Here is a 20,148-nt window from a genome sequence, read left to right on the forward strand (position 1 = left end):
CCTATGGCTGCCGCACCCGCCCGGTTCCACGCGTCCCATCTGATCACGCCGATCGCGATCATCTCGGTCGTGCTCCTGATGATCGTGCCGCTGCCGCCGCTCTTGCTCGACCTGCTGCTCTCGGTGGACATCGGCCTCGCCGTGACGCTGCTGCTCACGGCGATCTACGTGAAGACGCCGGTCGAGTTCTCCGTCTTCCCGTCGCTGCTCCTGCTGCTCACGTTGATCCGCCTGTCGCTCAACGTCGCCTCCACCCGCCTGGTGCTGCTGAACGGCGCCGAGGGCGTGAGCGCGGCCGGCCACGTGATCATGGCGTTCGGCCAGTTCGTCGTCGGCGGCAATTTCGTCGTCGGCATCGTCGTGTTCCTCGTGCTCGTCGTGATCCAGTTCGTGGTCATCAACCACGGCGCGGTACGCATCTCGGAGGTGACGGCCCGGTTCACCCTCGATGCCATGCCCGGCCGGCAGATGGCGATCGACGCGGATCTGAACGCCGGCGTGATCAACGAGCAGGAGGCGCGGGTCCGCCGGGATCGCGTGCGGCGCGAGGCGGATTTCTACGGCGCGATGGACGGCGCGATCCGGTTCACGCAGCGCGATGCGCTCGCCGCCGTGCTCATCACGGGCGTCAACATCGTCGCGGGGCTGATCATCGGCGTCGTCCAGCACGGGCTGGACCTGTCGACCGCGGCCGAGACCTACACGATCCTCACCGTCGGTGAAGGGCTCGTCACGTCGATCCCGGCGCTGCTCGTCTCGATGTCGGGCGGCCTGATCACGACCCGCGCGTCGTCCGAATCGCACCTCGGCGAGGAAGTCGCCGTGCAGTTGCTCGCCCGATCGCGGCCGCTCGCCGTGGCGTCCTCGGTGCTCGTCGGCCTGGCGCTGATTCCGGGGCTGCCCAAGTTCGCGTTCCTGTTCGTCGCCGCCGTGCTCGGCGGCACGGCCTACGCCAATCGCCGTCAGGCCGAGGCGCCGGCCGAGGCGGAGCCCGGCCCCGAGAAGGCCGAGTCGGTCGAGGCCGTGGTCGCCGTCGATCCGCTCGGGATCGAGGTGGGCTACGCGCTCGTCACGATCGTGGACGAAACGCAGGGCGGCACGCTGCTCACGCGCGTGCGGTCGATCCGGCGGCAGATCGCGTCGGAGACGGGTCTCGTCGTTCCGCCCGTTCACGTTGCCGACAACCTCCAGTTGCCGCCGCGCACCTACGCGATCCTCGTCAAGGGCGTCGAGGTCGCGCGCGGCGATCTGTTCGTCGATCGGCTGCTCGCCATCAACCCCGGCACCGTGAGCGCCGCGATCGACGGCATCTCCACGAAGGAGCCGGCGTTCGGCCTGCCGGCCGTCTGGATCGCCCAGGATCGACGCGACGCGGCGATCAGCGCCGGCTACACCGTGGTCGATCCGACGACGGCGATCTCGACGCACCTGTCCGAGGTGATCCGGACCTTCCTGCCCGAGCTGCTCACGCGGCAGCACACGAAGGAGCTGGTCGACCGCGTGGCGGAGACGTCGCCGAAGCTCGTCGAGGAGCTGATCCCGAAGCAGGCCACGATCGGCGACGTGCAGCGCGTGCTGCGGCAGTTGCTGCGCGAGCGCGTGCCCGTGCGCGATCTCACGACGATCCTCGAGGCGATGGCGGACGTCACCGCCGTGTCGAAGGATCCCGACGTCATCGTCGAGGCCGTGCGCGCGGCGCTCGGCCGATCGGTGTGCCGCCCGTATCAGGGCGACGGCGGCGAGCTGCGGGTGATCGCGCTCAGCCCGTCGCTCGAGGACGCGCTCGCGGCATCGCTCACCAGGACGGATCGTGGCGCGGTGCTCGCGATCGAGCCGGCGCGCGCGCAGGCGCTCGCCGCGCGGCTCGGGGAGGTGCTGGCCACGGGTGACCTGGCACAACCTGTGCTTTTGTGCACGCCGACATTGCGGCCGCATCTGTGGCGCCTGTTCTCTCGCGTGCTGCCACACCTCGCCGTGCTGTCGCATGGCGAGGTGCCCCCGCAGGTGCGGATCGCCGCCGTCGCCACCCTCGACTGACATGTACGTGAAGCGCGTCTTCGCGCCCTCCGTTCGTGAAGCCCTCGCGGCCGTCCGCGCCCAACTGGGCGACGACGCGCTCGTGCTGTCCACCGAGCTCGTGCCGGCGCCGGGCTGGCGCGGCTGGATCGGCGGACGCATCGTGCGCCTGACCGCCGCGGCCGAACGCGGCATCGAGCTCGACACGCTCCCGCTCGCCGACCGGGCTGGCGACGATGCGATCCCCGCGGCGCTGGTGTCGGCCGACCGTCAGCTCGTGTCGGCCGGCCGTCCTGGCGGCCGGCCCGATGTGCGCGCCGGCGTACGCGCCAGGCTCGAGGCGAGCGGCGTCGCCGCCACGCTCGCGGCCGCCGTCGTCGATCGCATGAGCGAGGCCGACTGCCGCGGCGGATCGGACGATGCGCTGCGCCGCGCGCTCGGCGCAGAGCTCACGGCCTGCTCGGCTGTCGACGAGGAGCACGCGCGGTTCGAGGTGTTCGTCGGCCCGGCGGGCGTCGGCAAGACCACGACGATCGCAAAGATTGCGGCGCAGAACTGCGCGGCGCGGCGCGCGCCGCTCGGCCTCGTCGCGGCCGACGCGTTCCGCCCCGGCGCCATCGAGCAGCTTCGCAGCTACGCGGCGGTGATGGGTTTGCCGCTGCGCCTCGCTCGCAGCACGGACGAGCTCGAGGACGCGCTGGCCACCACGCGGCCGGCGACGCTCGTCGACACGGCCGGCCGATCGCCATCCGACGACAGCATCGCCGCGCTGTTCGACGTGCTCCGCCGCAAGCGCGGCGTGCGCACGCACCTGGTGCTGCCGGCCGACACGTCGGCGGCCACGGCGCGCCGCGTGCTCGATCGCTACCAGCCGCTCCATCCGTCGCGCGTCGTCATCACGAAGCTCGACGAGTGCGAGTCGATGATGCCGCTCTTCGACGCGGTGCGCGAACGCGGCCTGCCCGTCTCGTATCTGGCGGCCGGGCAGCGCGTGCCCGAGGACCTGTGGCGCGCCACGCCGGCCCATCTGGCCGCGGCGCTGCTGCGCGAATCCGCTCTGGAGGAACAGACGTGTCACTGACCGCGATCGGAAGCTCGCGGCCGCCGGCCACGAGAATCGCCGTGACGAGCGGCAAGGGAGGCGTCGGCAAGACCAGCCTGACGCTCAACCTGGCGGTCGCCATGGCGCGGCTCGGACATCGGGTCGGCGTGCTCGACGCCGACTTCGCCCTGGGCAACATCGACGTGCTGCTCGGCCTGGCGCCCGCCGCCCACCTCGGCGCCGTGCTCGACGGCACGCGATCGATCGGCGACGTCACGATCGAGGGCCCGAACGGCGTGCGGATCATTCCCGCCGGCAGCGGCGTCCGCGACCTCACGACGCTCGACGATGCGCGCTGGGCCCGGCTGGTGCAGGCGATCGGCGAGGTGGGCCGCGACCTCGACTTCCTGCTCTTCGACACGGCCAGCGGCGTCAGCGACAACGTCATCGACGTGCTCGGCCTGGCCGACTACGTGCTGGTCGTCACCTCGTTCGAGCCGGCCGCGGTGGTCGACGCGTACGCGGTGATCAAGCTCGTCACGGCGGCCGACGCCGCGAAGCCGATCGGCGTCGTGGTGAACACGGCCCGCGACGTCGACGAAGGCCACCTCGTCTTCCACCAGATCTCCGTCGCCGCCGAGCGGTTCCTCGGCCGGCGGCTTCGATACGACGGGCACGTGCTCGAGGACCGGTCGGTGAAGGACGCCACGCTCGCGCAGGTCCCGCTCGTCGGCGGAGACGCCGCGAGCCCGGCGAGCCGGGACATCCGCCGGCTGGCGTGCCGGCTGACGGCGGCGCGATCGTCCGGCGCCGGGCCCTGGCCCGTGCGCCGCACGCCCGACGGCCCGCGGCCGGGATCGGAGACCCCGCGATGCGCCTGACGACCTCACCCAGCCCGGAAGCCCTGCAGGAGCGCGACGCGCTCGTGATGGGGCACATCGATCTCGTGCGGTCGCTGGCCAGCCGGCTCGGGCGGCGCGTGCCGTCGCACGTCGAGCTGTCGGAGCTCGTCAGCGTCGGCGTGCTCGGCCTGATCGACGCGGCGCGCCGATTCGATTCCTCGCTCGGCGTGCCGTTCGAGGCGTTCGCCCGGCGGCGCATCCACGGCGCGATGCTCGACTCGTTGCGGCGGCTCGATCGCGTGCCGCGCTCGGTCCGCCGCACGCAGCGGCGTATCGATGCGGCGCTCGCCGATCTGCGGCACCGGCTGGGCCGCGAGCCCGAGCGCGACGAAATCGCCGAGGCGCTCGGCCTCGCGCCGGAGGCCTACGACGCCGTGCTCGAGGAGCTGCGCTGGGCCGACGTCGCGGTCGTCCGCAGCCGCGGATCGGACGAGGATGCCGGCGACCTGCTCGACGTCGCGATCGACGGCGAGGACGGCCCGTACGCGCAGCTCGAGCGCCGCGCCCTGCGCGCCAGGCTCGCCCAGGCGCTCAGCGAGCTGCCCGATCGGGAGCGCCAGATCCTCGCGCTGTCGTACCAGGAAGAGCTGACGCTCGCCGAGATCGGCCAGGTGTTCGGCGTCAGCGAGTCGCGCGTCTCCCAGCTTCGCACCCAGGCGGTGGCCCGGCTGCGCACCAAGCTGCGCGAGTGGATCCAGGTCTCGCACGCCGCGTGAGCCGGCCATGACCAAGGTGCTGTCACAGGAAGAGATCGACGCGCTGCTCGACGCGGCCGCGGACGCGCCTCGCCGGCGCCGCGCGCCCGCCGACGATGCGGTGGTGCGCTACAACTTCCGGCGCCCCGACCGCGTGTCGAAGGACCAGATCCACGCGCTCCAGTTCCTGCACGAGCGCTGCGCGCGCAACCTGTCCACGTCGCTGTCCGCGTACCTGCGGACGACCATCACGATGTCGGTCGAGGCGCTCGACCAGTGCTCCTACTCGGAGTTCCTCGGCTCGCTCACCGATCCGACGGCGTTCTACGCGCTGACGATCACGCCGTTCGACGAGCCGGGCGCGATCGAGATCAACCCGGCGGTCGCCTTCGCGATGCTCGATCGCATGCTCGGCGGCAGCGGCCAGCCGATCGCCGCCAACCGTGCGCTCACCGAGATCGAGCAGAACGTCGTCGACGCCGTCGTGCGGCACGTGCTCGCGGCGCTCGGCGACGCGTGGAAGGCCGTCACGAACCTCGGCTTCGGCATCCGGGCGCGCGAGACGCGGCCGCAGATGCTGCAGGTCGCCGCGCCCAACGAGATCGTCGTCACGGTGGTCTTCGACGTGAAGGTCGGCGACGTGCGCGGCCGCGTCAACCTGTGCCTGCCGACCAACGTGGCCGAGATCGCGGGCGACCACTTCGCCCACGCCTGGCAGCGGCAGCGCCGGGAGCTGACGGCCGCCGAACGCACGAACCTCGACGAGAACCTCGGCCGTGTGCCGGTGCCGGTCGTGCCGGAAATCCGCACGCGGCTGAACGCCGGCACCGTGCTCGCGCTGACGCACGGCGAGGTGATCGCCCTGCCGCTCCCGGCCGATCAGCCGCTGGACGTGTACGCCGGCGGCGTCCGGAAGTTCACCGGACGGCTCGCGGCCGATCGCGGCCGGCTGATGGTCGTCATCGAATCCCGCTGCGACGGCGCCGACGCCGCGCTGGAAGGAGCCGCCTGAGATGGAGCAGCACCCTGAGCCCGACGCGCCGGTCCGGCCGAACGCACGGCTCGACGCCGTGCTCGACGTGGACCTGCCGCTCGTCGTGCGATTCGGCCGCGCGGTGATGCCGCTGCGCGCGCTGGCGGATCTCGGGCCGGGATCGGTCGTCGACATGGGGCGCTCGCCGGACGAAGCGGTCGATCTGCTGGTCGGCGATCGTCTGGTCGCGCGCGGCGAAGTGGTGATCGTCGGTGGCAACTACGGAGTGCGCATCACCGAGCTCGTCGGCGCCGAAGGGCGTCCGGCCAGCCCGGAAGCGAGGGCGTCGTGACGAACGAACTGCTGTGGATCAAGGACTGGTACTGGGCGCATCGTGACGTCGTGCGCGTGGCGGCGGCGGGCGGCAGCCTCGCGCTGTTCCAGCTCGTGCTGCTGCTGTGGACGGCCCGCCGGCTGGCGGAGCTGTCGCACATCCGCGAGCGCATGAGCCGGCTGGCCGACGGCCTGGCGCTGCTCACCGACACCACGGAAGCCGGGATGGCCACGCTCATCCGCGAGGTCGAGCAGCTCGGCCGGCGCCGGACCGCTGCGGCGCCGAGACCGGCCGCCCGCGCCGCGGTCGCCAAGCGCGTCGTGGCTGCGCACCGCAACGGCGAGCGGATTTCGGAGATCGCGGATGCCGAGTCGCTGTCCGAGAGCGAGGTGCGGCTGCACCTGTCGCTCGCAGAAGCGGCGCGGCGAGATCTGAAGCCGAACCTGCGCGGCGACGCGCGGGTCTGAGGACGACATGTCGGGCTCCCAGTACATCGCGCTGAGCGGCCTGCGCGCCCGCATCGACGAGCTCGACCGGCTCGCGGCCGACATCTCGAACGTCGGCACGGCCGGCTACAAGGGCGAACGCGAAGCCCGGGCGGTGGCGCCGCGCGAGACGTTCGACGCCACGCTGCAGACGGCGATCGACACGACGTTCGGCGGACGCCGCCTGGACATGACGTCCGGCAGCATCGCGACGACCGGCCGCGAGCTCGACGTCGCGGTCGAGGGCAAGGGGTTCTTCGCGATCAGCACGCCCGGCGGCACGCGCTACACGCGCAACGGGCATTTCGCGCTCAACGCCGAGCGGCAGCTCGTCACCGCCGACGGCGCGCTCGTGCAGGGAGCCGACGGCGCACCGATCACGCTGGGATCAGGGGACGTGCGCATCGATCAGGACGGCAGCGTCTGGGCCGGCACCGCGCAGGCGGGCCGGATCGGCGTGTTCGAGTTCGCCGATCCACGCGGGCTCGTGATGGAGAGCGCGAGCCGCCTTCGCGCCGAGGGGCAAACGGCGACGCCAGCCGCGACGCCTCTCGTGCGGCCGGGCTCGCTCGAACAGTCGAACGTCTCGGTGGCGGCGCGGCTCGCGGAGCTCACGACCGTCTCGCGCGGGTTCGAGGCGCTCCAGCGCGCGATCTCCACGGTGATGAACGACGTCGACGGCCGCGCCATCGAACACCTGGGCCGACGCGGATAGCGCGGCGCGGTTGGGAAGTCCGAGGGCGACGCCCCTCGGGGAAGAAAGGCGGAGCGAGCGAGGGCACGAGCGAGCCGGCGTCGCGGCGCGGGGCGAGAGGGGCCCCCGTAAGCGACGCCGTAGGGGAGTCCGAGGGGCGACGCCCCTCGGGGAAGAAAGCCGGCGCGAGCGAGGGCACGAGCGAGCCGGCGTTGCGGCGCGGGGCGAGAGGGGCCCCCGCAAGCGACGCCGTAGGGGAGCCCGAGGGGCGACGCCCCTCGGAGAAGAAAGCGGAGCGAGCGAGGGCACGAGCGAGCCCGGCGTCGCGGCGCGGGGCGCAGGGGCCCCCGCAAGCGACGCCGTAGGGGAGTCCGAGGGGCGACGCCCCTCGGAGAAGAAAGAAGGCAAAATGATCCGGGCACTCTACACGGCGGCGAGCGGCATGACCGCTCAGCAGACGAACATCGACAACGTCGCGCACAACCTGTCGAACGTCAACACCACCGGCTTCAAGAAAGCGCGCGTGGAGTTCGAGGATCTCGTCTACCAGGAAGTCCGCGGCGCCGGAGCCTCGGCATCGGCGACGACCGAGGCGCCGATCGGCATGGAGCTCGGGCTCGGCACGCGCGCGGTGGCGACCGCGCGCAACTTCGGCGCGGGCAACCTGCGATCGACGGGCGCGCCGCTCGATCTCGCGATCCAGGGCGACGGCTTCTTCAAAGTCTCGCTGCCGAACGGGACGACGGCCTACACGCGCGCCGGCACGTTCCACCTCGATGCCCAGGGCGCGATCGTCACGGCGGAGGGCTACCCGCTCGATCCGCAGATCAGCGTGCCGACCAACGCGACGTCCGTGAGCGTGTCGAAGGACGGCGTCGTGTCGGCGACGATTCCCGGGCAGGGCGCCGCGCAGCAGCTCGGCACGCTCGAAGTCGCAACCTTCCCGAACCAGGGCGGGCTCCGGCCGCTCGGCGGCAACCTGTTCGAGCCGACCACGGCGTCGGGCGAAGCCGAGTCGGGCGCGCCCGGCACCGACGCGCGCGGCACGCTGGCGCAGGGCTTCCTCGAGGACTCGAACGTCAGCGTCGTCGAGGAGATGGTCAACATGATCATCGGCCAGCGCGCGTACGAGGCGAACTCGCGCGTCGTCAAGGCCGCCGACGAGATGCTGAGCCAGGTGAACAACCTGGTGCGATGACGCCGATGAGAACCGTCGATCTCGCCCGCTGGTGCGCGTGGTTCCTGCTGATGGCCGCAGGGCTGCACGCGACCGTTCGTACCGCGCCGCTGCCGCCGGTCTCGGCCGCTGCCGCGGTCGAGGCGGCCGTTCGCGCGCGGCTCGGCCGCGACGTCGACGTGACGGTGACGATTGCCGGCCTCAGCGGCGACGCGGCCATCTTCCGCGAGGCGCGGCCGGATCCGTCCGCGCGCCTCGGGCGTCCGCTGCGATTCACGTTCGTCACGGTCGACGGCGCGCTCCTGCCGGGATCGGCAGAGGTGCGCGTCCTCGGCACGCGGACGATCGCCCGGCGCGCGCTCGCGCGCGGGGATCGGCTGACCGGCGACGACGTGACGGAGACGGTCGGCGAGCTGGTCGACGTGCCGCTGAAACCGCTGCCGGCGGCGCACGAGCTGGTCGGCGCGCGCGTCCTGCAGCCGATCGCCGCCGGCGCCGTGGTGTTGCCCGGCACCGTGCTGCTGCGGCGGGAGGTCGAACGCGGCGATCCGGTCGTCGCCATCGCGGCCGGCGTCGCGATCGAGGTGACCGCCACGCTCGCCGCCGCGGACGGCGGACGGGCCGGCGACGTGATCCGCGTGGTGAATCCCGAGACGAAGCGCTACCTCCGCGCGCGCATCGTCCGCAAAGGACTGGTCGAGGTGATCAATGGCCGCTGATCTGGTCGTGTGTCGCCGGCGCCACGGCGCCGTGTCCGTCGCGTTGTGCGCCGCCGCCGTCCTCATCGGCGCCGGACAGGCCGGCGCGCAGCAGTCGACCGACTACGACGACGTGTATTTCCGATTCTTGAACTCGGCGCGCAAGACGCCGCCGGCGGCGTCGACGTGGATGGGCGATCTCACGAGCGACCGGCGCGCGCAGCAGATCAACGATCTCGTCACGGTGCGCGTGCTCGAGAGCCTGACGGCGACCGGCGCCGCCGACTCGACCGTGGCCAAGGGATCGGATGCCTCGGTGGGGCTGCCGAGCCCGGCGAGCAAGGCGTTCTCGAAGATCCTGCCGACCTCGTCGTCCACGAAGTTCAACGGCGCCGGGGGGACGACGCGGACCACGGAGCTGACCGCGGCGCTCACCGCGCGCGTGACGGAAGTGCTGCCGAGCGGCGATCTCGTGATCGAAGGCATCCGGGAGGTGGACATCAACGGCGATCGCAATCTCGTCGTGTTGACCGGCGTGATCCGCACGGCCGACATCCAGCCCGGCAACGTCGTGCTCTCGACGCACATCGGCCAGTTGCGCATTCGATCGCTCAGCCAGGGGCTGATCCACGACAGCCTCGAGCCCGGGTGGCTCATCAGGATCCTGAATCGGATCTTCTGAAGAGGCCATCTGAGAAGGGCAAAGGGCAGAGGGCAAAGGGCAAAGGTAAAGGGTGAAGGGAAGAGGAAGGGCGAAGGGAAAAGGGGAAAGGGGAAAGGGATGGCCGTGACAAAGACAACGCGCGTCGCCGTGCTGGCGGCCGCCGTGATCGGGATGGCGCTCGGCGAAGCGATCGTGGCCGCGGGGGAATCGCGGTTGAAGGACGTCGCGACGCTGCAGGGCGTCACGACCGAGCCGCTCGTCGGCTACGGCCTGGTGGTCGGGCTGAACAAGACGGGCGACAAGCGGCAGACCCTGTTCTCGACGCAGTCGCTCGCCAACATGCTGTCGCGGTTCGGCATCGAGGTGCCGGGCGATCAGTTGAAAGTGGAGAACATCGCCGCGGTCGTCGTGACGGGCGAGCTGTCGTCGTACCAGCGCACCGGCGCGCGCGTCGACGTCGTCGCCTCGTCGATCGGCGACGCGCGCAGCCTGCAGGGCGGCACGTTGCTGCCGACCGCGCTGAGGGATCGCTCGGGCGCGCCGGTCGCGCTCGCGCAGGGGCCGCTGTCGATCGGCGGGTTCGGCGGAGGCACGGGCGGCTCGAGCGTGCAGGTCAACCATCTGACGGTCGGGCGCATTCCCGGCGGCGCGATCGTCCAGACCGCCGCGGTGCCGACGGCCATGGTGGCCGACGTGCTCACCTTCTCGCTGCGGGATCCCGATTTCACGACGGCGACCTACGTCGCGCAGGCGATCAACGCGCACGTCGGGAGCGTGATCGCGCGGCCGCTCGATCCGGGGACGATTCGCGTGGCCGTGCCGGACCGGTTCCGGCAGGCCCTGCCCGAGTTCGTCGCCGAGCTGGAAGTGCTGCCGGTGCGCACGGAGGTCGTCGCGCGGGTCGTCATCAACGAGCGCACCGGCACCGTGGTGGTCGGCGGCAACGTGCGGCTCGGCGCCGCGGCCGTGGCGCACGGCAATCTGTCGGTGCGCATCACCACGCGGTACCAGGTCAGCCAGCCGTCGGCCTTCTCGAGCGGCGATACGGTCGTCGTGCCGAACGAGAAAGTCGAGCTGCAGGAAGGCCGCGCGAAGATCGTCGCGCTGGAAGAAGGCGTGACGCTCGAGGCGGTGACGAACGCGTTGAACTCGCTGGGCGCGTCGCCCCGCGACATCATCGCCATCCTCCAGGCGCTCAAGGCGGCCGGCGCGCTGCACGCCGAGATCGTGACGCTCTAGCGATGGCCGACCTCTTCACGACGCCGAACGTGGGGGCCGTCGCCGCGGCTGCGGCGGCCGGCGGCCTGAACCCGGACGCGGCGGCCTCGCCGGCGCAGTTGAAGGCGCTCGCGGCCCAGTTCGAGGCGCTGCTGATGGGACAGTTGCTGCGCGAGATGCAGCAGTCGATGTTCGAAGAGGACGGCGGCGAGTCATCCGGCATGAGCAGCGGACCGCTCGCCGACACGCTCTTCGCCGAGGTCAGCCTGGCCCTGAGCCGGAGCGGCGGTCTGGGCCTTGGCACCTCGCTCATCGAGCCGCTCACGAGGCAGGCTGGTGTTGCCGATGCCGCGTCGGCGGCGACGGCGCCGCTTGCAGCGACCTCGCTCGCGGGGGCGTCGCTCGCGCAGCCGGCGGATGCCGACGCGGCCGCGTCCATGCCCGGCCGCCTGACGTCCGGGTACGGATGGCGCCGCGATCCCATCGACGGCCAGATGCGGTTCCATCGCGGTCTCGATCTCGCGATGCGCATCGGGGAGGACGTGCCGGCCGCCCGCACGGGCGAGGTGGAGTTCGCCGGCGAACAGCCCGGCTACGGTCTGACCGTCGTCGTCAAGCACGACGCGCGGACGTCGACGCGGTACGCGCACCTGTCGGAGATCCTGGTTCGGACGGGCGACGCCGTCGAGGCGGGCGCCACGATTGCCCGGTCCGGCGCGAGCGGCCGGGCCACCGGGCCGCACCTGCACGTCGAAGTGCTCGAAGACGGACGGCCCGTGGAGCCGTCCGCGATTAAAGTCCGGCGGCGAGTGGCCGATTAACTGCGCAGGGAAAGGTTTCCCGGCACACCCGGAGTGAGCTCATGAAGGTCGACAATCCGTACACCACGCCCGGTTCGCCCGTTGACCTCGTCGGTCAGGACTCGGCGCGACGCACGGCCCCAAAGGCCGTCGTGACGGCGGGACCCGATCGCGTCCAGCTCTCCGGTGACCTGCGCCTGGCCAAGGCCGCCGTGCAGGCGGCCAACACGCAACCCGAGATCCGCCAGGATGCCGTGAACCGCGCGAAAGCGCTGCTCGAGCGCGACGAGCTGGGCCACGACGTCGACCGTCTGGCCGACGCCATGCTGGCCGCGCTGACCATTCCCTATGACGACGACCCTGCTTGAGACGCTCACGCGGCTGCAGGCCGCCCTCGATCAACTCGCCGGCTCGTTGAAATCGGCCAGCGCCGAGTCGGTGCTCGATGCCGAGGCGCCGCTGGCGACCGCGGTCAGCGCCATGGGCCGCCTGCGTCGATCCGACGTGGCCGACGCCGACCCGGCGGAGGTGCGCCAGGCCATCGCCGCGGTGCGCGCGGCGCTCTCGCGCTGTGAGACCCTTGGCACCACGGCAGAGGCGCTGGGCCGCGCGGCGTCGGTTGACGAGCCGTACAGCCGGCGCGGGCTGCAGCTCGTGCCGGCCACCGGCATGCGTCGCGCGCTCCCCGCGAGCTGATCATGTCCGGTCTCTTCGCCAGCCTCGGTTTGGCCTCCCGCTCGCTCGCGGCGGCGCAGCTCGGCCTCGACGTCACCGGCCAGAACATCGCCAACGTCAACACGCCCGGCTACACGCGGCGGACGGTGGCGCTCGGGGAGAACGCGCCGACCGACGCGCTCAGCGGCGGCAACGGCGTGTCGGTCACGGGAATCCTCGCCGCCCGCGATCAGTTCGTGGCGCGGCGTCTGTGGAGCGAGCTGCAGGGCAGCGGGTACGACGCCGCGATGCTGCAGGGGCTCGAGGAGATCGAAACGGCGGTGGGCCTGCCGGGCGAATCGCTCGACGCCAGCCTGGCCGCGTTCTTCGACAGCTTCGCGACGCTCGCCGACGATCCCACGTCGGCCACCGCGCGCCAGGGCGTGATCCTGCAGGGGCAGACGCTCGCGCGCGATTTCCAGGCGCTGTCGGCGCGAATCGACGCGGCCGCGGCCAACGCCGACGCCGCCGTCGTCTCCGGGATCGACGAGGTCAACAGGCTGGCGGCGGAAGTGGCCGAGCTGAACGAAGCCATCCTCGCCAACGGCAGCGACGTCGAGACGCTGCGCGACCGGCGCGACGTGGCGGTGTCGCGGCTGAGCGAGCTCGCCGGCGTGTCGCTCGTGCGCACGTCCAACGGCAACGTCGATCTCGTGGTCGGCGCCGGACGTCCGCTCGTCATCGGCGTCACGGCGTATGCGCTGACCGCGGTGCCGGGAGGCGCTGCTGGGTACAGCAACATCGTGTCGGGTGGCTTCGACATCACGGCGGAGCTTCCGTCCGGCACCCTCGGCGGGCTGCTCCAGCTCCGTGACACGGTCATCCCCGAATACGCCTCGCGTCTCGATCAGCTCGCGTACGACATCGCGTCGGAGGTGAACGCGATCCACCAGACCGGCTACGATGCGACCGGCGCCGCGGCGGGCGCGTTCTTCTCGCCGCTGGCGGGCGTGGCCGGCGCGGCTGCGTCGATCGTGGTGGACTCGACGCTCGCGGCCGACCAGGCGCTCGTCGGCGCGTCCGGCACCGGCATGGCGGGCGACAACCAAATCGCGCGGGCGATTGCGGGCCTGCGCGACGCGAACGTCACGCTCGGCGATACCGCCACGCCGGCGGGCGGCTGGGCGAACTTCGTTTACCGCATCGGCGCCAGCGTCTCGGCGCAGCGCACCGCCGTCGATCGGCACGACGATCTGCGGACCCAGTTGGAGCGGATTCGCGATCAGGCCTCGGGCGTGTCGCTCGACGAGGAGGCGGCCAACCTGATCCGCTTCCAGCGCGCCTACCAGGCCAACGCGCGCTACTTCACGGCCATCGTCGACACGCTCGACGTGCTGCTGAACATGGTGCCCTGATGCGCGTCATCTACGACATCGTTCGAGACGGGCTCTCGGCCATCAACGCCGCGGCCGAGCAGTTGACGCAGGCGCGCCAGCAGGTCGCGACCGGCCGCCGGCTCGCGTCGGCCGGCGACGACCCGCTCGCCGCCGAGCTGGCCATCCGCGAGCGCGCCGGCATCGCGGGCATCGACGCGTACACGCGCTCGCGCGACGCGGCGTCCGCCCGGCTCGCCGCCGCCGACAACGTGCTCGCGGGAGTCGTCGACAAGATCACGGCGGCGATCGTCTCCGGCACGAGCGCCCGCGGCTCGGGCGTCAAGCCGGCGGTCCGCGATGCGGCGGCGCAGACGGTGCGCAGCCTGCGCGAGTCGCTCGTCGGCGACTTCAACACGACGTTCAACGGCACCTATCTCTTCTCCGGAACCGCCACCGACGCGCCGGCCTACGCGCAGGTCGCCGGCGTCTGGACCTACCAGGGCACCACTGACACCACGCAGATCGAGATCGAACGCGGCCATCTGGTCTCGACGACGTTCGACGGTGGCCGGATCGCGAAGGGCACCGACGGCACCGATCTCTTCACCGCGCTCGACGATCTCGAGGCGGCGATCGCGGCCGGCGACGATGCGGCGATGGGCACGGCGCTGTCGGCGCTGGATCGCGCGTTCGACCGCGCGCTCGACGCGCAGGGACGGCTCGGCGGCGACGAGCGCGGCCTCGACGAGGCGACCACGCGGCTCGCCGCGCTGCGCCTCGCGGGCGAGACGCGGCGGTCCAAGCTCGAGGACGCCGACATGGCGGCGGCGGTGACCCGGCTCACCCAGGCGGATGCCGCGTATCGCGCGGCGCTCGGGGCCGTCAGCACCGCCGAGCGCCAGTCGCTGCTGGACTACCTGCGATGATCGCAGCCGGCGCCGAGCGGACGGTCACGTTCCCGAACGGCCTGCCCGGATTCGAGCACAGCCGGCACTTCGTCATCGTCACCGCGCCGGCCTTCTCGCCGTTCACGCTGATCCAGGGCGAGGGCGAGGCCGCGCCGGCCTTCGTCGCGATCGATCCGCGTCTCGTCGATCCGGGCTACCGCACGGACCTCGAAGACGACGATCGCGATCGGCTCGCCGCCGAGCCGGGCCAGACGCTGCTCTGGCTCGCCCTCGTCACCGCGACCGCTGGCGGACACGCGACGGTCAACCTGAAGGCGCCGCTCGTGATCAACCCGGCGTCGATGCAGGGGCTGCAGGTGCTGCCGGCCGACAGCCCCTACCGGCTCGACCATCCGCTGCCGGGGATGTGACCGGTGCTCGTCGTCACACGGAAGCGCGGCGAAGCGATCATCATCGGCGACGGCATCGAGGTGACGGTTCTGCGGGTCGGCCGCGACGGCGTGCGGCTCGGCATCGCCGCGCCGCGTGACGTGCAGGTGCACCGCCGCGAGGTCTACGATCAGATCCGGGCGGCGAACGCGGCGGCAGCGTCGGATGCGAGCGCGGCGAGCGAGCTCATCGCCAGGCTCCGCGCCGGTCTGCCGCCCTGGTCATCCGCCGGGAGCGGCGATCCGTGACATGCCATGACTGGACGAACTGCACGGTCACCGAAGCCCGTGCGCTCGTCGATGCCGAGATCGCGGCGTGGCTCGCCGAGCTGAGCTGGGACGTCCGCGAGTCCTGGCGCGTGATCGAGCCGGCGCGCCGCGCGGGCCAGTTGCCGGGCTTCGTCGTGCGCGATCGCCATGGCCGGCCGGTGGCGTGGGCTGCCTGCACGATGGTGGCGCGGGCGTGGCACGTCTTCGCGTTGTCGGCAGCGGAGCGCGAGGCCGCGACGCTGCTCGTCGACGCGATCGCCGTCGCGGCCGGCCTGGCCGGCGCCGCGCGCATCGTCTTCTCCGTCCGCGACTCGACGCCGGCGCTCGCCCCGGTGCTCGCGTCGCGCGGCTACCGCGTGGAGCGCTATCGGTACCTGATGAAACCGCTCGCGGATGCCGGCGGGCCCGCGCCTGCGGCGGGCCGATGGATCGCCGGCACCGGGCCGATGGCGCGTTTGTGCGCGCGAGCCTATCGCGCCGCGCCCGGCGTGAGGGCGTTCGCGATGGAGGACACGCCCGAATCGTGGGACGAGTACGTTCACGGGCTCGTGACGACCGACGGTTGCGGCCGGTTCGCGCGAGACCTCAGCGACGTCGTGGCCCGAGAGGACGGCGAGCTCGACGCGGCCGTGCTGGTCACGCGCCTCGGGCCCGGCACGATCCACATCGCGCAGCTCGCCGTCGATCCGGTCGCGCAAGGCCGCGGAATCGGGCGCGCGCTCGTCGGCGCGGTCGAGCGCCGCGGCGCGGCGGCCGGCGCGCACGCCCTCACGCTGCTCGTCGCCGCGTCGAACGTTCCCGCGGCGCGGCTGTACGAAGCGCGTGGGTTTCGCGACCGCGCGTCGTTCGTCGTCGCGACGCGTCAGCCCAGCTTGTCGACCAGCTTGGCGCTGCCGATGGGCGGCGCCAGCACGCGCCGGTAGGCGGCGAGCGTGGTCTCGCCGCGATCGAGCCCCGCCACCGCGCTCCGGCGTGCCAGCTCGGCATTGGCCAGGTCGGCCATCGACTGCTGATCGGTCGCGAGGATGGCCTCGACGAGCTGCGTCGCCTCGCGATGCCGCTCCGCGACCTCGTCGTAGCCGGCGAGCGTCTTGGCCACGTCGCGGGCGTCGACCAGCACCTGCCGCACGTTGCGCAGGTGCGTTTCGATCGTCACCAGGCTGCGCATGATGCGATCCCGCGCGTCGGCGGCCTCCGAGAACGCGGGGAAGTTGCCGGCGCGCGAGACGGTCTGCTGATCCTGCGCGATCGTCGCGAGCTCGCGGAGCAGCGTCAGTTCGGCCTCGATGCCGGCGCGATACTCCTGCAGCAGCCGGGCCAGCTCGTCGGCCGTCACGCCTCGCCCCGCGGCGCCGGCCCTGCGGCGATCTGACGCCAGCCGTCGCGCAGGATCTCGAGCACGCGGTGCACTTCGGCGATGGGCGCCGCTTCCTGCCGCACGGTGGCGTCGGTGAGCCGCAGGGTCATCCAGGAATAGAGACGATCCAGCTCGGCCGCGATGGCGCCGCCCGCCTCGAGGTTCAGCGTGCCCTGCAGCTCGTCGATGATCGCCAGCGTTCGCGACACGGCGTTCCGGCGCGCGGCGATGTCGCGGCGCGCGGCCGCCTCCGCGGCGACCGCGGCGTGGCGGACCGCGGCGTCGTAGAGCATGGCGGTCAGCTCGAGCGGCGTGCGCGACCGCACGTGCGTCGCGAGGTAGCGCTGCGCCGCCTGATCGACGGGCGTGGTCGTCACGGCCACGATCAGAGTCCTCCGAGCGACGAGGAGAGGCTGGCGAGCGATCCGGACTGGCTGCTCAGCCGCGACATGGCCGCGTCGGCTTCCGTGAACTGCTGCTGCAGGCTCGCGCGTTGAAGGGCGAGCCGCGACTGGAGCGCGGCGATCTGGTCGTCCATCGCCGTGATCTGGCGCGTGAGCCGATCCTTCATGCCGGAGATCAGCCCCGTCGTCGCCGAGTAGTCGTCGAGCGCCGACTGCACGGCCTGGAACGCGCCGCCGCTGCCGGCGAACAGCGAGCGCACCGCGTCGGGATCCTGATCGAACGCCTCCTGGAACCGCGACCGGTTCAACTGGAGCGTGCCGTTCGTCGTGAACTCCACGCCGACCTCGGCGAGCCGCGTGAACGTGCCGCTGCCGTACGCGCCCGTCACGGCGGCGCGGAGCGTGTTCCGGAGCTGGCGCGACAGCGGATCGCGGCCGATGCTGCCCGCGTCGCCCTGGCCGGCCGAGACGCGCTGGGTCTCGAGGAACTTGATGACGGTGTTGAATCCAGACACGAAGTTGTCGAGCCGCGAGGCGAGCGCGTCGCTGTCCGGCGCGATCGTCAGGTCGACGGTCGTGGCCGGATCCTTCTTCGAGACCGTGACCGTGACGCCGGGCAGGAGCTCCTCGAAGCTGTTCGAGGTGCTCGTGACCTCGATGTTGTTGATCGTGATGGCCGCGTCGCTGGCGCCGACCGCGTTGTCCGCCGGCGAATCGCCCGACACGCCGTCCTGGTCGGCGTCGCCGAACGTGAGGCCCGTGCCGCCCGTGAGCGCGTTGGTGATCGTGAACCCGTTCGCCGCGCCCGTCAGGTTGCTCGTGAGCGTCAGCCGATAGGCGTTGGGGCCGGTCCGAATCACGGCGGCCGTCACGGGGATGTCGGCCGTGCCGTTGATCGCCTGCGCGAGCTGCGAGAGCGTGACGTCGCCGGCGATCGCCACGTCGACGCCGCCAATCGTCAGCGTGCCGCCGGACGCCACGATGGTCGTGCCGGCATCCGGCGCGGCCGTGGCGGAGGCCGTCACCTGCGCCCGCGCCAGCTCGTGCACGACGATGCTGTATTGGCCCGGCGTCGCGCCGCCGGTCACCGTGGCCGAGACCGCGGCGTCCGACGAGAGGCCGGCCAGGGTCGAAATCGAGGAGAGGCTGCTCAGCGAGCTCGCGGCCGACTGCAGGGTCGAGACGTTCGCGTCGAGCGTCTCGAAGCTCGAGACCTGCGAGCGGAGCGCCTTCTGCCGGTCCTGCAGCGCCGTCAGCGGCTGGCTGGCCTGCTGCATCAGCGCGTTCAACACGAGGTTGAAGTCGATGTTGTTGAAGCCGCTGAAGGTGATCGGTGAGCTCACGCGCCGTTCCTTTCCTCCGCCGGTGTGCAGAAGAACGGCGGCAGGCCCCGAGGGCCCGCCGCCGGCATGTGCAGTTCAGTGAAGGACGACGTCCACTCGGGACCTGTCGTGCCTATCGCACCGGTCGTACTGGTGCTTATCGGAGCAACGAGAGCACCGCGCCACTCTGCGAGTTCGCCTGCGCGAGGGCGGCGATGCCGGCCTGCGTCAGGATGCTGTAGCGCGTCATGTTGGCCGACTCCTCCGCGATGTTGGCATCGCGGATCCGGCTCTCGGCGGCCTTGTTGTTGACGATCTGCGACTGCGCCAGCGAGATGGCGAACTGCAGCCGGTTCTGGATCGTGCCGACGGTCGCCTGGGCGGACCCGAGGCTCGACACGGCGCTGGCGATCGTCGCGACGGCCGTCGCCGCGTTGGCCGCGGTGTCGACCGCCAGGCTCCCGATCCCGAGCGCGGACGCGTTCGCGGCCGCGATGGTGCCGCCGATCACGCCGTCGCCACCGCTGTTGCTCACGAACACCGAGAAGCCCTGGCTCGTGTCGAGCCCGGCCACGGCCGCCTCGCGGTCGATTTCCGCGATGACGTCCTGGAACTCCGCGTCGAGGACCGTGCGGTCCACCGACGAGGATCCCGACGCCGACTGGGTGGCCAGCGTGGAGAGACGATCGAGCAGCGTGGAGATGTTGTTGAGCGCGCCGTCCTTGATCTGCAGGTTCGAGAGGCCGTCGCCCGCGTTGCGGATGCCCTGCTGCAACACCGCCTGCTCCGACCGGTACGCGTTCGCCACGACCAGGCCGGCCGCGTCGTCGCCCGATCGGTTGATGCGATAGCCGCTCGAGAGGCGCTCGAGCGCCTTCTGCAGACCGATGTTCGTCGTGCTCAGGTTCGCCTGGGCGTTGATCGCCGAGACGTTCGAAACCACTGAAAACGAAGCCATGTCACTGTCCTCCCTGAAGGGTTCACACCGGCGTCCTTGCCGGCCGGCCTGGCCGAATCCAGGGCCAGGACGCAGCCCAGTAATCGGGGGCCCGACACGTTTCTTGAGCGTGCGCCGCGGCTGGCAGCGTTTTCGCCCTTCGTCCCGGTCAAGGAGGAGCGATGTCGCTCGCGCTGTTCGTCCCGTCCCGCGATCGCAAGCGCGGCCCTGCGCAACGCCGTGCAGTTCCGATCGCGTTCCCGCCGCGTCAGCTCGCCGCCACCGTCCCGGCGGTGACGGCTCACCGGACGCGCCGTGTCGGTTCGCCGGCCGGCCTGTCGTCCACCCCTCGGCTCGCCAGCGATCCCGTGTTCTACGAGACCGCCGTGGCCGGCCTCGAGGCGCTGGCCGTCCTGGAGCGGCGCGGGCGCGACGTCGCGCACGACTTGCGGTGGCGCCATGCCGCGAGTGCGCGCACGGGCCTGCTGGAGCTGATCCACGGCGTTCAGGCGCTGGTGGCGCTCGCCACGACCGCCGCGGACGCGCGCGGCGACGACTTCGATCTCTTGAACGAGTCCGAGGGCTATGCGGCCGGCGAGCTCACGCGGCGAGCCGTGCACGAGCTGATCGCACGCCAGGCCACCGACGACTGGACCGCGCTCGCCGACGTGCTGGAGCGCGCCCTTCTGCCCGCGCTGCGCGCATGGCGTGCCGTGTTCGAAGCATTCCTGGATCCACAGTGCGATCCGGATCCTGGCGGGTGGGCCGCATGAACGCGACGGCCTGGTCGCCCG

25 protein-coding genes are annotated in these 20,148 nt (G+C 71.9%); 21 read left to right on the plus strand and 4 right to left on the minus strand.

The genetic code is table 11. The features are described from left to right. Nucleotides 1–3: 3 nt before the first annotated feature. The 20 genes from flhA to IT184_17475 all read left to right on the plus strand — a co-directional run bounded on the left by flhA (nt 4) and on the right by IT184_17475 (nt 16,257). Complete coding sequence (gene flhA, locus IT184_17380) at nt 4–2,037, plus strand: flagellar biosynthesis protein FlhA (protein MCC7010585.1); 2,034 nt, start codon at nt 4–6, stop codon at nt 2,035–2,037. Between the two features lies 1 nt (nt 2,038). Continuing rightward, a complete protein-coding gene (locus tag IT184_17385; GenBank protein ID MCC7010586.1) occupies nt 2,039–3,097 on the plus strand; it encodes a hypothetical protein in 1,059 nt (352 codons plus the stop codon). Beyond that, nucleotides 3,088–3,939, plus strand: coding sequence for a MinD/ParA family protein (locus IT184_17390; protein ID MCC7010587.1), 852 nt, complete (start codon nt 3,088–3,090; stop codon nt 3,937–3,939). The genes IT184_17385 and IT184_17390 overlap by 10 nt, the downstream gene beginning before the upstream one ends. Then, entirely contained in the window at nt 3,930–4,676 is a 747-nt protein-coding gene (locus IT184_17395) for a FliA/WhiG family RNA polymerase sigma factor (protein MCC7010588.1), read from the plus strand. Before IT184_17390 ends, IT184_17395 begins: the two co-directional genes overlap by 10 nt. 7 nt (nt 4,677–4,683) lie before the next feature. Continuing rightward, the gene (gene fliM / locus IT184_17400; GenBank protein MCC7010589.1) at nt 4,684–5,667 is read left to right on the plus strand and encodes a flagellar motor switch protein FliM; all 984 of its coding nucleotides are present in this window, start codon (nt 4,684–4,686) and stop codon (nt 5,665–5,667) included. Between the two features lies 1 nt (nt 5,668). Next, nucleotides 5,669–5,980 (plus strand): FliM/FliN family flagellar motor switch protein, encoded by a 312-nt coding sequence (locus IT184_17405; protein MCC7010590.1) that lies wholly within the window; start codon nt 5,669–5,671, stop codon nt 5,978–5,980. Next, the gene (locus tag IT184_17410; GenBank protein ID MCC7010591.1) at nt 5,977–6,429 is read left to right on the plus strand and encodes a hypothetical protein; all 453 of its coding nucleotides are present in this window, start codon (nt 5,977–5,979) and stop codon (nt 6,427–6,429) included. Before IT184_17405 ends, IT184_17410 begins: the two co-directional genes overlap by 4 nt. Before the next feature lie 7 nt (nt 6,430–6,436). Beyond that, entirely contained in the window at nt 6,437–7,162 is a 726-nt protein-coding gene (locus IT184_17415) for a flagellar hook basal-body protein (protein ID MCC7010592.1), read from the plus strand. A 388-nt stretch (nt 7,163–7,550) separates the two neighbouring features. Further along, entirely contained in the window at nt 7,551–8,339 is a 789-nt protein-coding gene (flgG, locus tag IT184_17420; protein MCC7010593.1) for a flagellar basal-body rod protein FlgG, read from the plus strand. A 5-nt stretch (nt 8,340–8,344) separates the two neighbouring features. Then, the gene (gene flgA, locus IT184_17425) at nt 8,345–9,037 is read left to right on the plus strand and encodes a flagellar basal body P-ring formation protein FlgA (GenBank protein MCC7010594.1); all 693 of its coding nucleotides are present in this window, start codon (nt 8,345–8,347) and stop codon (nt 9,035–9,037) included. Beyond that, entirely contained in the window at nt 9,027–9,698 is a 672-nt protein-coding gene (locus tag IT184_17430) for a flagellar basal body L-ring protein FlgH (GenBank protein MCC7010595.1), read from the plus strand. The genes flgA and IT184_17430 overlap by 11 nt, the downstream gene beginning before the upstream one ends. Nucleotides 9,699–9,803: 105 nt before the next feature. Further along, nucleotides 9,804–10,919: a flagellar basal body P-ring protein FlgI gene (locus IT184_17435; protein MCC7010596.1), complete on the plus strand. Its 1,116-nt coding sequence runs from the start codon at nt 9,804–9,806 to the stop codon at nt 10,917–10,919. Between the two features lie 2 nt (nt 10,920–10,921). Then, the gene (locus IT184_17440) at nt 10,922–11,719 is read left to right on the plus strand and encodes a peptidoglycan DD-metalloendopeptidase family protein (protein MCC7010597.1); all 798 of its coding nucleotides are present in this window, start codon (nt 10,922–10,924) and stop codon (nt 11,717–11,719) included. 41 nt (nt 11,720–11,760) lie between these two features. Further along, nucleotides 11,761–12,066 carry a flagellar biosynthesis anti-sigma factor FlgM gene (locus IT184_17445; GenBank protein ID MCC7010598.1) on the plus strand — a complete coding sequence of 102 codons (306 nt, stop codon included), beginning with the start codon at nt 11,761–11,763 and terminating at the stop codon, nt 12,064–12,066. After that, nucleotides 12,047–12,394 carry a hypothetical protein gene (locus IT184_17450; GenBank protein ID MCC7010599.1) on the plus strand — a complete coding sequence of 116 codons (348 nt, stop codon included), beginning with the start codon at nt 12,047–12,049 and terminating at the stop codon, nt 12,392–12,394. Before IT184_17445 ends, IT184_17450 begins: the two co-directional genes overlap by 20 nt. A gap of 2 nt (nt 12,395–12,396) precedes the next feature. Next, nucleotides 12,397–13,767 (plus strand): flagellar hook-associated protein FlgK, encoded by a 1,371-nt coding sequence (gene flgK / locus IT184_17455; protein ID MCC7010600.1) that lies wholly within the window; start codon nt 12,397–12,399, stop codon nt 13,765–13,767. Further along, nucleotides 13,767–14,654, plus strand: coding sequence for a hypothetical protein (locus IT184_17460; protein MCC7010601.1), 888 nt, complete (start codon nt 13,767–13,769; stop codon nt 14,652–14,654). Before flgK ends, IT184_17460 begins: the two co-directional genes overlap by 1 nt. After that, a complete protein-coding gene (locus IT184_17465; GenBank protein ID MCC7010602.1) occupies nt 14,651–15,046 on the plus strand; it encodes a flagellar assembly protein FliW in 396 nt (131 codons plus the stop codon). The genes IT184_17460 and IT184_17465 overlap by 4 nt, the downstream gene beginning before the upstream one ends. Before the next feature lie 3 nt (nt 15,047–15,049). Beyond that, entirely contained in the window at nt 15,050–15,313 is a 264-nt protein-coding gene (gene csrA, locus IT184_17470) for a carbon storage regulator CsrA (protein ID MCC7010603.1), read from the plus strand. Further along, nucleotides 15,310–16,257 carry a GNAT family N-acetyltransferase gene (locus tag IT184_17475; protein ID MCC7010604.1) on the plus strand — a complete coding sequence of 316 codons (948 nt, stop codon included), beginning with the start codon at nt 15,310–15,312 and terminating at the stop codon, nt 16,255–16,257. The genes csrA and IT184_17475 overlap by 4 nt, the downstream gene beginning before the upstream one ends. On the opposite strand, the gene IT184_17480 is transcribed toward IT184_17475, so the two are convergent. From IT184_17480 to IT184_17495, 4 genes are all read right to left on the minus strand, one after another. Then, nucleotides 16,197–16,670 carry a hypothetical protein gene (locus IT184_17480; GenBank protein MCC7010605.1) on the minus strand — a complete coding sequence of 158 codons (474 nt, stop codon included), beginning with the start codon at nt 16,668–16,670 and terminating at the stop codon, nt 16,197–16,199. The genes IT184_17475 and IT184_17480 overlap by 61 nt on opposite strands. Beyond that, the gene (gene fliS / locus IT184_17485) at nt 16,667–17,074 is read right to left on the minus strand and encodes a flagellar export chaperone FliS (GenBank protein MCC7010606.1); all 408 of its coding nucleotides are present in this window, start codon (nt 17,072–17,074) and stop codon (nt 16,667–16,669) included. The genes IT184_17480 and fliS overlap by 4 nt, the downstream gene beginning before the upstream one ends. 2 nt (nt 17,075–17,076) lie before the next feature. Then, on the minus strand, nt 17,077–18,438 hold the full coding sequence (gene fliD / locus IT184_17490) for a flagellar filament capping protein FliD (protein MCC7010607.1): 1,362 nt from the start codon (nt 18,436–18,438) through the stop codon (nt 17,077–17,079). Between the two features lie 136 nt (nt 18,439–18,574). Then, the gene (locus tag IT184_17495; protein ID MCC7010608.1) at nt 18,575–19,375 is read right to left on the minus strand and encodes a flagellin FliC; all 801 of its coding nucleotides are present in this window, start codon (nt 19,373–19,375) and stop codon (nt 18,575–18,577) included. 161 nt (nt 19,376–19,536) lie between these two features. On the opposite strand from IT184_17495, the gene IT184_17500 reads away from it, so the two are divergent. Then, entirely contained in the window at nt 19,537–20,127 is a 591-nt protein-coding gene (locus IT184_17500) for a hypothetical protein (GenBank protein MCC7010609.1), read from the plus strand. Nucleotides 20,128–20,148 lie beyond the last annotated feature (21 nt).

The sequence above is a fragment of the Acidobacteriota bacterium genome, from assembly GCA_020853395.1.
Classification (GTDB): Bacteria; Acidobacteriota; Vicinamibacteria; order Vicinamibacterales; family SCN-69-37; genus JADYYY01.